Annotated in this window: 11 protein-coding genes and 1 riboswitch; all 11 genes read right to left on the bottom strand. The window is 69.5% G+C overall.

The annotated features are described in order from the left end of the window. The 11 genes from ACWDEW_RS41515 to ACWDEW_RS41465 all read right to left on the bottom strand — a co-directional run bounded on the left by ACWDEW_RS41515 (window position 1) and on the right by ACWDEW_RS41465 (window position 13,075). Window positions 1-1,221 (bottom strand): LLM class flavin-dependent oxidoreductase, encoded by a 1,221-nt coding sequence (locus ACWDEW_RS41515; protein ID WP_450520419.1) that lies wholly within the window; start codon window positions 1,219-1,221, stop codon window positions 1-3. Between the two features lie 75 nt (window positions 1,222-1,296). Beyond that, window positions 1,297-1,386 carry a putative leader peptide gene (locus tag ACWDEW_RS41510; RefSeq protein ID WP_353963778.1) on the bottom strand — a complete coding sequence of 30 codons (90 nt, stop codon included), beginning with the start codon at window positions 1,384-1,386 and terminating at the stop codon, window positions 1,297-1,299. A gap of 47 nt (window positions 1,387-1,433) precedes the next feature. After that, window positions 1,434-2,171 carry a GNAT family N-acetyltransferase gene (locus ACWDEW_RS41505; protein WP_450520417.1) on the bottom strand — a complete coding sequence of 246 codons (738 nt, stop codon included), beginning with the start codon at window positions 2,169-2,171 and terminating at the stop codon, window positions 1,434-1,436. Window positions 2,172-2,251: 80 nt separating this feature from the next. Next, window positions 2,252-3,280: an ABC transporter substrate-binding protein gene (locus tag ACWDEW_RS41500; RefSeq protein ID WP_450520415.1), complete on the bottom strand. Its 1,029-nt coding sequence runs from the start codon at window positions 3,278-3,280 to the stop codon at window positions 2,252-2,254. 58 nt (window positions 3,281-3,338) lie between these two features. Next, window positions 3,339-4,136 carry an amino acid ABC transporter ATP-binding protein gene (locus tag ACWDEW_RS41495; RefSeq protein ID WP_450520413.1) on the bottom strand — a complete coding sequence of 266 codons (798 nt, stop codon included), beginning with the start codon at window positions 4,134-4,136 and terminating at the stop codon, window positions 3,339-3,341. After that, entirely contained in the window at window positions 4,133-5,113 is a 981-nt protein-coding gene (locus ACWDEW_RS41490) for an amino acid ABC transporter permease (protein ID WP_450520411.1), read from the bottom strand. The genes ACWDEW_RS41495 and ACWDEW_RS41490 overlap by 4 nt, the downstream gene beginning before the upstream one ends. 334 nt (window positions 5,114-5,447) lie before the next feature. After that, window positions 5,448-5,556, bottom strand: a riboswitch (SAM riboswitch). 76 nt (window positions 5,557-5,632) lie between these two features. Further along, entirely contained in the window at window positions 5,633-6,517 is an 885-nt protein-coding gene (locus tag ACWDEW_RS41485; RefSeq protein ID WP_450520409.1) for a glutathione S-transferase C-terminal domain-containing protein, read from the bottom strand. A gap of 66 nt (window positions 6,518-6,583) precedes the next feature. After that, a complete protein-coding gene (locus ACWDEW_RS41480; protein ID WP_317880146.1) occupies window positions 6,584-6,697 on the bottom strand; it encodes a putative leader peptide in 114 nt (37 codons plus the stop codon). Between the two features lie 115 nt (window positions 6,698-6,812). Continuing rightward, complete coding sequence (locus ACWDEW_RS41475; protein WP_450520406.1) at window positions 6,813-8,063, bottom strand: alginate lyase family protein; 1,251 nt, start codon at window positions 8,061-8,063, stop codon at window positions 6,813-6,815. Between the two features lie 27 nt (window positions 8,064-8,090). Then, window positions 8,091-11,423: an alginate lyase family protein gene (locus ACWDEW_RS41470; protein WP_450520404.1), complete on the bottom strand. Its 3,333-nt coding sequence runs from the start codon at window positions 11,421-11,423 to the stop codon at window positions 8,091-8,093. A 122-nt stretch (window positions 11,424-11,545) separates the two neighbouring features. Then, entirely contained in the window at window positions 11,546-13,075 is a 1,530-nt protein-coding gene (locus ACWDEW_RS41465; RefSeq protein ID WP_450520403.1) for a glycosyl hydrolase family 28 protein, read from the bottom strand. Window positions 13,076-13,099: the final 24 nt, after the last annotated feature.

The raw sequence follows: 13,099 nt of genomic DNA, 5'->3' as shown, positions 1-13,099 counted from the left end.
TCAGGCGGTGGCCGCGGCGGCGGCGTAGCGGTTGGCGGGGCGGGCGAGCCCCAGCAGGCCGCGCAGGGTGTCGGCCTCGTAGGCGCGGCGGAAGGCGTTCCGGCGCTGGAGTTCGGGGACCAGCCCCTGGGTGATCGCCGGCAGGTCGTGTCCGGCGACGGCGGGCCGCAGCCGGAATCCGGTCAGCCCCGCGGACTGCAACTCCTGGAGCAGATCGGTGAGTTGGGCGGGCGTACCGGCGAAGATCCGGGCGTCGCTGGTGTACGACTCCCCGGCCAGGGCGTCGAGGCGCTCGCGGCGGGCGACCGCCGTGGCCTCGTCCTCGTCGAGGAAGACGACGAGGTCGCCGAAGATGTGCAGCGGTTCGTCGGCACGTCCGGCGACCTGCTGTTCGGCGCGGATCTCCGCGACGATCGCCCGGGCGTCGTCGGTGTCGTGCGGGGTGACGTAGCCGATGTCGGTGGCACGGGCCACCAGTCGGTACGGGACGGTCTGGTGGGCCAGGGAGCTGACGACCGGCTGGCCCTGCGGGGGCCGGGGTGTGATGGAGGGGCCCTTGACGCTGAAGTGGCGGCCCTCGAAGTCGATGTAGTGCAGCTTGTCGCGGTCGACGAAGCGGCCGGTGGCGACGTCCCGGATCTCGGCGTCGTCCTCCCAGCTGTCCCAGAGGCGGCGCACGACCTCGATGTAGTCGGCGGCCTCGTCGAAGTGCTCGGCGAGCCGCTGTTGTCCGGCCTCGGTCCGCAGACTCTCCAGGCTGATCGGCTCGAAGGTGCGGCGTCCGAAGTGGTCGGCCTCGTGCGGCCGGGCGGAGAGCTGCACCCGCACACCGGCGCGGCCGGTGCTGACGTAGTCGAGGGTGGCGATCGCCTTGGATATGTGGAACGGCTCCGTGTGCGTGGACACCACCGTCGGGACCAGGCCTATGTGGCTGGTGAGCGGTGCGATGCGGGCCGCGATCAGTACGGCGTCGAGGCGTCCGCGGACCTGGTCGGTGCGGCCGTCCAACTCGCCGTAGTACGAGGACTGGAGGCCTAGGCCGTCCTCGAAGGTCACGAAGTCGAGCAGTCCGCGCTCGGCCTCGGCGACCTGGTCGGCCCAGTAGGCGGCGGTGAACAGGTCGCGGGGCCGGGCCACCGGCTCGCGCCAGGAGGCGGGGTGCCAGCCGGTGCCGTCGAGGGCGACGGCGAGATGCAGGGGAGAAGGGGAGGTCGATGACACGAGTGGTGCCTTCCTGGAGGTCCGTACGAGATCGCCGGCCCTGAATGCGGGCGCACGGCGGCTGGGGCAACGGGGTCAGGGGCGACAGAGCGCGCCGGCCACGCGCAGCAGGTCTATGTGCTGTCGGGTGGTGAGTCGCACGTGGAGGACAGCGGCGCCACACATGTGCTCCACCTCCACGGAATCCGGCTGCATAAGGGGCAACCGCATGCCTATGCCGTTTCTTCCGGATCGGCGGCGGAAGTCGGGCCGGTGAACCGTACGAGCGAGAAGACCGTACGGGCGCGCAGCGTGAAGCCGATCGACTCGTACAGCCGGATGGCGTTGGAGTTGGTGGCCGCGGCGTGCAGGAAGGGGTGGTCGCCGCGTTCCTTGATGCCGGCGGCGACGGCGCGGACCAGGCGAGTGGCCAGGCCACGGCCGCGGTGGTCGGGGTCGGTGCACACGGCGCTGATCTCGGTCCAGCCGGGCGGGTGGAGGCGTTCCCCGGCCAGGGCGACGAGCCTGCCTCCGTGGCGGATGCCGAGGTAGGTGCCCATCTCGACGGTGCGGGGCAGGTAGGGGCCGGGTTCGGTGCGGGCCACCAGGTCGAGGATCTCGGGCACGTCGTCGGAGCCGAGGCGCACGGCCTCCGGGTCCGGCTCGGCCCGCAGGCCGGTGTCCACCAGCTGGACACCCTGTCCGGAACGGACGATCTCCCAGCCGTCCGGGGTCTCGCTCACTCCGCGCACCGCGGCGGTTCCGCCGTGGCCGACGAGCGTGGCCAGGTCGGCCCAGGCGCGCGGGTCGTCGTTGTCGGTGACGGCGTGGAAGCCGGCCACGTCGACGGGGTAGCGGGCGGCGCGGCCGACGCGTTCGGCGAGGTGGGTGTGCGGACCGGTGAGCGCGGCCCAGGCCGGGTTGTCCAGGACGTGGGAGGTGGTCTTTTCGATACTGGCGGTGGAAGACATCGGGTGACGGCTCCGGTACTGGTCGCACGGGGCGGGGACCCCGCCGGGGCGTGGCGGGGTCCCCTTGCTGGGAGGGTGGGTCAGGAGTCGGTCTTCGGCAGTCCGGGCGGGTTGATCTCGGACTTGGCGACCGCCTCGTTGGAGAGGTTCCAGGCGGCCAGCCACTTGGCGTACTGGCCGTTCTTGATCAGGTAGTTGATGGCGTCCGCGAGCGGCTTGGCGAGCCCGCTGTTCTTCTTCGCGGTGGCCGCGATCAGGCCCTGGAGGGTGGATCCGGCGCCGGAGTACGTGCCCGCGTTGCGGACCGCCTTGGCCGTGCCCTTGGTCGAGGAGACCTGGTAGGCGACCGAGGGGTTGGGGGCGAGATAGGCGTCGATCTTCCCGGAGGCCAGCGCGAGGTAGGTGCTGTTGTTGTCCTGGAAGTACTTGACGGTGAGCGCCTTCTTGCCCTCGGCGGCCAGCTTCTTCTTCCACTCCAGGAGGATCCGCTCCTGGTTGGTGCCAGCGCCCACGGCGACGGTCTTGCCGGCGAGGTTCTCGTAATTGCCGTCGAAGTTCCAGGAGTTGTCGGCCTTCACCGCGAAGCCGAGGTTGTCCTCGCGGTAGGAGGCGAACTCGTACTTCGCCTTGCGCTCCTCGGTGTCGGTGACGTTGGAGAAGGCGACATCGACCTTGCCGCTGTCGAGACCGATGAAGAGGTTCTCCCAAGTGGAGTTCTTCAGCTCCGGCTTGAGGCCGAGGACGGCGGCGACCAGGCGGGCGATGTCGGTCTCGGAACCGGTGAGGGTCCTCTGGTCCGAGCCGACGTAGCCGAGCGGCGGGGAGCCGGCGGGCAGGAAGCCGACGCCGACCTCCAGCTTGCCGCTCTTCGCTATCGCCTTGGGCAACTCGGCGCTGATCGACTTCACTTCGGCGACCTTGAGCGTCGCTTCCTTGGCGGCACCGAGGGAGAAGGCGCCCACGGTGACCGTGCCGGAGGCGGCACTGCCGGACGTGGTGGCCGCGTCACTGTCGCCGCCGCAGGCCGCGAGACCACCGGCGAGGGAAGCGAGGACGGTTCCCGCGGTGAGTCCGCGAGTGATTCTGCTGCGCAGGCTGAGAGTGGGCATGGCTGTTCCTAGGCTCGGTGTTGAGGGCTGTTGAAGGTGAAGGTGAAGAGCGGGTGGCTCAGAGGACCTTGCTGAGGAAGTCCCTGGTGCGTTCGTGCTGTGGCTTGTCGAGGACCTCGTGGGGCGGGCCCTGTTCGACGATCTTTCCGCCGTCGATGAAGACGACCCGGTCGGCGACCTCGCGGGCGAAGCCGATCTCGTGGGTGACGATGACGAGGGTGGTGCCGCTGGTCGCCAAGTCCTTGATGACGGAAAGGACTTCACCGACGAGTTCCGGGTCGAGGGCGGAGGTCGGCTCGTCGAAGAGGATGACGCCGGGCCGCAGGGCGAGGGCCCGTGCGATGGCCACGCGCTGCTGCTGGCCGCCGGAGAGCTGTCTCGGGTAGGCGCCGGTCTTCTCGGCGAGACCGACGCGGCCGAGCAACTCCCTTGCCAGTTCCAGGGCTTCGGGCTTGCCGAGCCTGCCGGTGGCGACGGGGGCCGCGGCCACGTTGTCCAGCACGGTCAGGTGCGGGAAGAGGTTGAGGTTCTGGAAGACGAACCCGATCCGGCTGCGCTGCGCGAGGATGGCGCGTTCGCTCAACTCCTTGAGCCGTCCGCCCTGTTGCTTCACTCCGATCAGCTCGCCGTTGACGCTGACGTAGCCGATCTCGGGCTTCTCCAGGTGGTTGATCACCCGCAGCAGCGTGGACTTGCCGGAACCGGACGGGCCGAGGATCACGGTGACCTCGCCGGGCCGCACCGTCAGGTCGACGCCGTCCAGCACCCGGTGCGCGCCGTACCACTTGTGCACGTCGTGCACCTCTACGGCGGCAGGCGTGATCTCCGCCAGCGGTTCGACGGTGTTCGTGGTCATACGGCGGTCTCCCTGCGGATGCGGGCCCGCAGATCGGTGACACCGGTGCGGAGTTTCTGGATCGGGGTGGGCGGCAGGGAGCGGGTTGCACCCCGGGCGTAGTGGCGCTCGACGTAGAACTGGATGACGGACACGACGCTGGTCAGGATCAGGTACCAGACGGTGACGACCAGGAGCAGCGGCACGATGTCGCCGGGGTAGGTGGAGCCCATCGTCTGCGCGGAGCCGAACAGGTCGAGCAGCGAGACGTAGAAGACCAGCGAGGTGCTCTTGATCAGGCCGATCAGCTGGTTGACGTAGTTCGGGGTGATGGAGCGCAGCGCCTGCGGGAAGACGATTCTGCGGAACTGGTAGCCCTTGGGGAGGCCGAGGGCGGAGGCCGCCTCGTGCTGGCCCTGGTCGACGGAGAGGATGCCGCCGCGGACCACTTCGGCCGCGTACGCCGCCTCGTTGAGGCTGAGTCCGACGACGGCGACGACCATGTCGGTGGCCAGCTTCGACTCGTCGAAGGAGAAGAAGGCGGGGCCGAAGGGGACGCCGATGCTGAGCGTCTGGTAGAGGGCACTGAAGTTGTAGAGGAAGATCAGCACCACGATGAGCGGGATGGAGCGCAGCGCCCACACATAGCTCCAGCTCGCGGCGCGCAGCACGGGGCTCTTCGACAGCCGGGCCAGGGCGAGCAGGATGCCGCCGAGGAGGCCCAACACCGCGCTGAGTGCGGCCACTTCGAGGGTGATGACGAGTCCGTCGAGGATGGTCGGGCGCAGGAACCAGTAGCCGAAGCGGTCCCACTGGTAGAAGGAGTTGGTGACCAGTCCGTGGACGAACTGGGCGATCAGCACCAGCACGACCAGCGTGACGATCCACCGGCCGGGCCGACGCAGCGGCTGAACTCGCTGCGCTGTCAGTGGTTTTGACGGTGCGTCGGCCGAGGGGGCGTCGGCCAGGGACATGGTGGTGCCTGGGGGTTCACTCATGGTGGGCTCCGGCGGGTTCACAGACTCCGGTCCGTGGCGGCGGACGCGCGACGGCGGACGGCACGCGCGGGTGCACGGGACCGGGGGCGGGGAAGGGACGGGCACACCGGCGGAGGCGGGTGTGCGTCAGAGGTGCGTGGGCCGACTGGTCGTCAGGCCCGACAGCGGGCGCGGCCCGGTGCGGTACACAGTGCGCTGCTGACCCGGAGCAGATCGACAGCGCGGTCGGCGACGAACAGGTTGGCGTACGACCGTACGCAGCCCTGCGGGCGGCATGTGGCCGTCCTGGGAGCTGCGTACATGGCGTCACCTGTCACTGTTCCGGCCCCGCAGGGCCTCGCGCTTACCGAAACGTCATCCGGTCCGGTCGTCACCTGGGGCACCCCACCGCGTGCGAGGGTTGCCGGTCAGCAAGCCAGGGCTTGTCGCTGACGCTCATGACCGTTCTGGCCGCAAGTTAAGACAATTGCCCGAACGAATGTCAACGGCCGTCCACGAAGTGGACGGTGGAGACGCCGCTCAACTGCGGCAAGCTCCCGTTTCGTCCGCGGCATGGGCTGCCCAGTCCAGGATCTGGACGGCGGCACCGGCGGCCTCCAGGCCCTGGCAGTGGGCGTGGTGGCGGCGGGCGATGCCGTCGAGGTCCAGATGGGTGCCGAAGGCCGGGTGGGCGGCCAGCCGGCGGGCGTAGGCCCACAGGTGGGGGTGGTCGGCGATGCGCTGCACGGCGGCGGCGTCCAGGTGGTAGCGGTGCACGGTGTCGAGTTGCACCAGCGTCACCCACAACTCGACGTCGGCGAAGGTGAGTTCGTCGCGGATCAGGTGCTCGCGACCCTCCAGCCAGCGGTCGAGCGAGCCCAGCGTCTCCAGCAGCCGGCCGAGCGCCTCCTCGCGTTCCGCCTGTTCGCCACCGGCCGCGCCGGCGCGCTGCGCCGCGCCCTCGATGCCCTGCGCGCAGAGCCGCTCGACGGCCTCGATCTCCGACTCGGCGCCGCACGGGTAGAGCTCGGGCCCGCCGGCGCCGAAGTGCCGGGCGAGGTCGCGGGTGATGTCGGGGGCGTGGGTGCTGACGATGCGGCCGGACCAGTCGTCGCTGAGCACGGGCGCGGCGGCGGGTCCGGAGTAGCGGTGGGCACTCGCCTCATAGAGGAGGCGCAGCGCGGAGTGTCCACCGCTCGGACAGTCGGGCACGGCGGACAGGAACACGGCCGGACAGCTCTCGTCGAGACCGAGCAGGCTGTGGGTGACGGCGATGCGCAGGCCGTCGGCGCAGGCGGTGGAGAGATGGAGGCGGTAGCGGCGCGGCACGGCGTAGTGCCCGCTGCGCGCGTCGCTCCCGATCCGGCCCCTGAACAGGGGGGCAGGGCGGGGTGAGGGGACGGCGGCGAGAGGCGTGACGGACATGGGACTCCCCGGGTACGGGCGCGTGGACCTACGCGCGGCGGAAGCGTCGTCGAACGGTGGAGGGGGTCAGCGCAGTGGGCTCATGGCGCTGCAGACCCGCAGCAGATCGATGTGACGGCGGGAGGTCAGAAGGGGCGAACGGTCCACTCGGCTGGTGGTGACCGGCTCAAGGCGCCCCATGTTTCCCTACCTGTTCACTAGGATTCCCTACTGGAGTGTCGATCCACCGTCGCCCGGGGTCAAGAGGGCGTCCACGGGTCGGGCACAGGTCCCGACCCGTGGACAGTTCGGGCCACTACTTCGCGTACATCAGGGTCCCGAAGCCGAGCTGGTCGTAGCCGCCGCTGTCGGTGCCGTAGTCACCTCCCCCGCCCTCGGGTGCGACGAGGTTGTAGTACATGGCCGAGATGTACTTGTCGTCGAGGCCGATCCGGCGGTTGTAGTGGAAGTGGAGCATCGCCCACACCGGCCGTATCTGGCCGCGCGAGGAGGCGGAGATCACCGTCTGGGACGACGAGGCGCAGCTCTGCCCGGTGCCCCAGGTGTAGGTGGTGAAGGGCACGTCACTGCCCGCGTTGTACTTGGCGACGTACTGGGCGGCCTTCATGAAGCGGCGGCTGTCGTACGAGTACAGGTCGTCGCCCTGGTTCCAGGCCATCTCGCACACGGCGCCCATCTGCCCCATGCCCATGACGGTGTGGCCCTGGTCGCGGCCGGACTCCTGCCACTGGCCGAGCGCGTAGCCGTCGGAGTCGGTGTACAGGTACGGCACGGCGTGCGCGATCGAGCCGTTGCCCGCACCCGACTTGAAGTAGGTGACGGCCTGGTCGTACTTGGCGCTGTCCTCGTTGAGGATCCCGATGGCCAGGATCGACGCCATGTTGCACAGGTCCCAGTTGGCCCAGTAGTTGGTGATGCAGGCGTCGTTGTGGTTGGTGAGGAAGCTGTTGTTGAGCGGGTAGAAGACGTTCGCCAGCATCTGCTGAGCGGCGGCGAGATTGAACCCGCTGTAGTCCCGCATGAGTTCGCAGGCGTTGGCGAACTGCCAGCCGTACAGACCGGCCGCGAGGAACCGGTCGGCGTTCCCCGTGACCGACGTCAGCGTGGTCGACCAGGCGTTGAGAATGTTCGCGGCGCACACGGCGTTCGCCTCGGTGCCGCCGACCTTCCAGCGCAGGGCGTTCTGGTAGGCGGCGGCGATGTCGTTGTAGAGCAGGCTGTAGTTCTGGCCGTCGCCGCCCCGGATGATCGTCGCCGTCGCCCGGTTCGTCCAGGTCGACTGTGAATGGGAGTTGGCGGTCAGCTTGTTCCAGCCGGAGAGCCAGGGGTCGGTTCCCGCCGCGACCCTGACCTTGGCCCGGTTGATGTCACCGGCGTTGTGCAGCATGCCGGGGTGGGTGAAGGCGGCCGGGGCCGCGTGCGCGGTCGTGGCCACCGTGGCGCCGCCGAGGGCGACGGCTGCGGTGAGGCCGCCCGCGGACTTCAGCAGACCGCGGCGGCTCAACTCTGTTCTGCGGAGGTGCTCGTGGGGGGAAGTGCGGCTCATTGCGGTGCATCTCCAATCCGTGGAGGATCAGGTGGGCGCGATGCTCACCTCGTCGAACTCCGTGGTGCAGCGGACCGGTTGGCTGCGCGAGCAGACCACCAGGCCGACGTAGTAGGGGGCGTCGCCGAAGCCGGGGATCTCTCCGTCGGCGAGGGGGGTCCAGGTGACACCGTCATCGGTGGACAGCGTCGCGCTGAAGGCGGTCCCGGCGCGCTTCAGCCGCAGCAGGGCGGGGAGGGTGACGGCGGCACCACCGGTGAAGGCGGAGGCACCGGCCACGGTCTTGCGGAGCATGAGCTGCGCGGTCGTCCCACCGCTGACGATCACGCCCGCCGCCTGGTCGAACGGCGACAACGACTTCGCCATGAGCAGCCCCACCCGGTCGGCCGTGGCACCGGTCCGGGAGACGAGGCGGGCGACGACCTGACAGTCACCGCTCACCGCCTGCCGCACGAACTGCCCTGTCATTCCTTGGCCGTTGGCGTTCAGATCCAGGCCCGCGCCCCGCACTGTGAAGGTCCCGCCGTCGTACGACGTACTGCCCGGCGTGGTGATCGCCACCACGCCCAGCGTCCCGAAGGCACGGTCGTCGAGCACGGTGTCGCCGAGATCGCCGTACGTCCACGGCGCGGGCGGCGCGGCGCCGACCGTGAGGGCGAGGGTGCCGGTGGCGGTACCTGAGGCGTTGGCGGCGGTGGTCGCGACCGTGAACTCCCCTGTCTCCGTGGGGATACCGGAGATGAGCCCGGTACGCCGGCCGATGCGCAGACCGGCGGGCAGGCCGTCCGCGGTGAACCGCACGGGCTGGTTCGAGGCCCGCAGCAGATATCGGAAGTCAGCTCCTTCGTTCGTGAACACGGCGTTCGCGGAGGTGAGTTGGGGCGCGGAAGGGGTCGGCATCACGGCCCACACCGGTGTCGAACGCGGCCCGCGTCCACCGGCGTTGGTCTTCGCGACCGTGTAGTGGTACGTCGTTCCGGGCGTCCCCGTCGCGTCCACGTACCGGATGCGCGTGCCGAAGCCGACCGCGCCGACGCGAGTGGCGAGGGTCTTGTACGGTCCGGTGGCGCGGGTGGCGCGGAGGACCGTGTACTCGGCGGAGAGGTCCGGGTCGCTCCAGGCCAACTCGACTGCGTCGGCGCCGGTTTCGGCCCGCAGGTCGGTGGCGGTGCGGGCCGGGCGGGGCACGTGCCAGACCGGGCCGCTCGCGGACGTCACGCTGACGTTGTCGAAGGCACCGGTGCCGGTCTCGGCGTAGTCCTGGTCGACACCGAGGCAGGAGGTGAGGACGAGCCCCGCGTACCCGGTGCGCCCCAACTCGACCTCGGTGGAACCGACTTCGGTCCAGTGGATGCCGTCCGGTGAGATGGCTCCGGTACAGCGCGCGCCCTCCCGGGTCACCCGCACCCAATAGGGCTTGCGCAGTCGGTAGCCGTCGCCGGCGCCCTCGACGTACGGCGCCTCCAGCGGGGTCGCCGATTCGGGCAGCGTGCCGAGGTTGGAGATCGGGAAGGCGGCAGACGTCGTGATCGCCTGTTGCTGCGCGGGCGGCACGGGCGTACTGCCGGTCGCCGAGATCTCGGCACCGGTAGCGGGCCGGGTGGAGAACACCCCGCTCCAGGTGTGCAGCGGCAGCCCCTGGATCAGCATCGAGGCGTGCGGAGCGTCCGCGCCGAGGGAAGCGCGGACGGTGACGCCGATCTTGGAGTACTGCGAGCTGAGCGGCCACACGATCCGCGCGGCGACCGTGCCGTCGCCGCGCAGCGGGAGGTGGACGAGACGGTAGGTGTCGGCGGTGCCGCTCGCCTCCAGGACGAAGCGCTCACCGTCGAAGACGGCGGAGCCGGAGATCCTCACGTCCCCGACGTCCTGGGTCGACCAGGGCCCGGGGAGACCCGCGGAGGCTGCTGCCCATGCCGAACTACCACTTGCCCCAAGGGTGTTGGAGGCAGCGACCGTGTAGTAGTACGTCCGTCCGGCGTGCACGTTCCGGTCGGTGTACGTCGGTCCTCCGACCCCGGACGCGATCCTCTCGTAGTGACCGTCCACGTCGTTCGCCCGCAGGACCGTGTAGGAGTCGGCCCAGGTCGAGGGCAGCCAACTCACCTGCACGGAACGGTCGTTGCCGACGGCCGTGACTCCGGCCGGTGGTGTCGGCACGGTCGGCGTGGTTGCCGTGGCACCGGCGTAGGCGAAAGTGCCCCAGCTCGGCAGGTCGTCGTTGCTGCCCTCGACGACCCGGGTGCCACCGGTACCTCGGAAGACGGCGTTCTTCGTGTTCGGGGTGTCGAGGCCTCGCACGCCCGCGTAGTGCGCGTACGCCATCTCGTAGATGGGCGGGAGGCTGCCGCGCGAAGCGGCCGACACGGACGGCTTGATGTACTTGCCGGTGCGGTCGAGGTCGGGGACGAAGGGAACGTCGCCGCCGAGGTTGTAGCGGGCGGCGTACTCGACGTTGGCGAGGATGCGGTTGTCGTCGAAGCCCCAGAGGTCGACGCCCTGGTTCCAGGCGACCTGGGCGGCGTCGGCGAGCAGGCCGACCGCGAGTTGTTCGTGGCCCTGGTCCCGGCCGCTCTCCTGGCCCTGGCCGGCGGCGGTGACGATGCGGTGGAGGACGCTGCCGTTGCCGGCGCCGGCCGCGGCGAAGCGGAGCGCGTCGTAGAAGAGGGTGGGTTGTTCGGTGAACACGCCTATGGCCAGCAGGGATTGAAGGGACGTCAGGTCCCAGTTGCCGTTGGCGTAGAGGGTGTAGCCGGAGAGCGCCGGGTACCAGACGCGGAGGAAGGAGTCCTCGCAGCGGGCGATGTCGGCGGCGCTCCAGCCGTCGTAGCCGGTGTGGCGCAGTAGTTCGGCCGCGTTGACGAACTTGAAGGCCTGGAGGCCCGCGCCGAGGGGGCCGTCGGCACCCGTGATGCCGGTGAGCGAGGCGGACCAGACATTGAGGATGTCGCGGGCCTTGTCGGCGTGCGCTGTGTCGCCGGTGACGGACCAGATGAGGGCGTTCTGGTAGGCGGCGGCCGAGTCGGCGACGGCCTGGTTCTGGTAGTTGGCGGGGCCGCGGCCCCAGGTGGTGATCTGGCCCGTGTTCTGGACGGCGTACGAGGACGAGGAGCGGGCGTGGGCCGCGAGCGCCAAGTAGCCGTCGTAGACCGGGGATTGCTTGGCGGCGACCGCCGCTTTCATGCGGGCGAGGTCGTCGGCGGTGTGCAGGAGACCGGGGTGGGAGAAGGGCACCTCGGTGTCGTCCGGAGCCGCCGCCGCCCGCCCGGGCACGAGCAGTCCGCTCGCGCCCGAGGCCAGCAGCAGGGCGGCGGTGCCGCCGAGAAATCCCCGGCGGCCAAGCGGACCGGGACTGGTCAACTGCGGCTCGACAGCGCCCTGAAGGGGCGCGGGGCTGCATTCATCAGCGGCTCCGCCGCGGGGCGCGACCAGCCACGACGGAGCCGCAGCCGACCGACGATCCCACCAGGGTGCAGGGCTCGTCATGATGCGGCGGCCGCCTCGGCCTCGGCGGTCGTGAGGAACTTCAAGTTGGTGACGTGCTCGTTGTAGAACCACTGGATCGCGTCGGTGGTGTAGTACCAGCTCGGCTTCTTCATCGAGTCGGCGACGACCAGCCCGTTGATCACCAGGTTCTCGAACGTGACGTTGGTGATGGCGTGTTCGGCGTCGTAGCCGAGGAAGAGCGACGGGTTGGCGTGGGTGCCGGTGTAGCTGAGGTTCTTGACGTAGACGCCGTCGATGCCGCGGCCGACCGAGGTGTTGTACTTCGTGTTGAACATCACCTTCATGTAGATGACCTGGCCCCAGCGGAAGTCCTCGATCCGTACGTCCTCGATACGGACGTTCTTGATGAGGTTGGAGTCGCCGGGGTTGAGGGCGATGCAGCCCTGGTAGTTCATCTGGGGTTCGCGGTGGTCGAGGATGTCGATGTTCTTGATGACGAGGTTCTCGATCGTCTCGGGCGCGTCCGTGTTGCCGTGCGTGCCGACGTTGATCGGGTGGGCGACATCGGCCCACAGGGTGCAGTTCTTGACGGTGATGTCGCGGGTGTCGCCGTAGTAGTTCCAGCGGTGGCAGTAGATGGCGATGCAGTCGTCGGAGTTGCGCATGAAGCAGCCGTCGAAGGTGATCCGGGTCGAGGAGAAGACGTCGAAGCCGTCGCCGTTGCCCTTCGAACTGAACGCGCGCGCCTTCTTGATGTGGACGTTGTCGCTCTCGCCGAACGTGCCCGCGTAGCCGGCCGGGTTGAGGATGATGACGTCCTCGACCCGGATGTTCTTGCTGCCCTCACAGAGGATGGCGCCGCCAGGGTTGTTGTAGAGCACTCCGTGGCCGATGAGTCTGGACCGTTCCACGTCCTTGAAGTAGACCTGCGCGGTCAGGACGGCGCCGCCGGCGAGGTAGACGGTCTTGCCGCTGGGGACGGTGAGGACGTTGCCGGTGACGGTGTGGACGCCGGGGCCGAAGTAGATGACGCCCGGGTCGTCGGCGGACGGGGCGTGGTGCTCGACGCGGTTGGTGATGAGGTGCAGGGCGTCGAAGATCTCGTCGTTGATCTGGACGACGACGTCCTTGGGCTCGTCGAGGGTGAACCGCAGGGTGTCGCCGAGGAGTTCGGGCTTGATGCCCAGCGCGTCCGGTCTCACCCGCGCCTTGGTGGTGCCGCCCTTGAGGTACGTCACCTCGATCTCGACCGAGCCGTTGAAGTCGAAGTACGCCATCGACGAGTTGTAGACCTTGCCCGACCCGGTGGTGGCGTTGATCTCCTCGAACTGCGGCCGGTAGATGTCGAGGGTCTGCCAGGCGCCGTCGGGGGCGGTACGGACCCGCACCTGGAAGCTGGTGTTGGTCGGCATGGTCGCGGGACGCGAGTACGTCACCAGCTTGGGAGGGAAGTTGTGGCCGTCGCCGGCGTGCGCCGCCGTGGCGGTGAGCCCGGACAGACCGGCGGCGAGCGCGGTGGCACCGGCGGCCTGGAGGGCCGTACGACGGGAAAGGGGCGTGTTCATATGTACTCCTTGCAACAGGTGGCG

It is taken from the genome of Streptomyces sp. NPDC001100, assembly GCF_053598575.1.
Note: the sequence above shows the minus strand (reverse complement) of the source record. Positions and strands in the feature narration are given on the sequence as shown.

Coding starts and splice junctions, on each gene's coding strand:
- ACWDEW_RS41510 (WP_353963778.1), bottom strand. CDS start 1,386: ATGTGTGGCGCCGCTGTCCTCCACGTGCGACTCACCACCCGACAGCAC.
- ACWDEW_RS41505 (WP_450520417.1), bottom strand. CDS start 2,171: ATGTCTTCCACCGCCAGTATCGAAAAGACCACCTCCCACGTCCTGGAC.
- ACWDEW_RS41500 (WP_450520415.1), bottom strand. CDS start 3,280: ATGCCCACTCTCAGCCTGCGCAGCAGAATCACTCGCGGACTCACCGCG.
- ACWDEW_RS41495 (WP_450520413.1), bottom strand. CDS start 4,136: ATGACCACGAACACCGTCGAACCGCTGGCGGAGATCACGCCTGCCGCC.
- ACWDEW_RS41490 (WP_450520411.1), bottom strand. CDS start 5,113: ATGAGTGAACCCCCAGGCACCACCATGTCCCTGGCCGACGCCCCCTCG.
- ACWDEW_RS41485 (WP_450520409.1), bottom strand. CDS start 6,517: ATGTCCGTCACGCCTCTCGCCGCCGTCCCCTCACCCCGCCCTGCCCCC.
- ACWDEW_RS41480 (WP_317880146.1), bottom strand. CDS start 6,697: ATGGGGCGCCTTGAGCCGGTCACCACCAGCCGAGTGGACCGTTCGCCC.
- ACWDEW_RS41475 (WP_450520406.1), bottom strand. CDS start 8,063: ATGAGCCGCACTTCCCCCCACGAGCACCTCCGCAGAACAGAGTTGAGC.
- ACWDEW_RS41465 (WP_450520403.1), bottom strand. CDS start 13,075: ATGAACACGCCCCTTTCCCGTCGTACGGCCCTCCAGGCCGCCGGTGCC.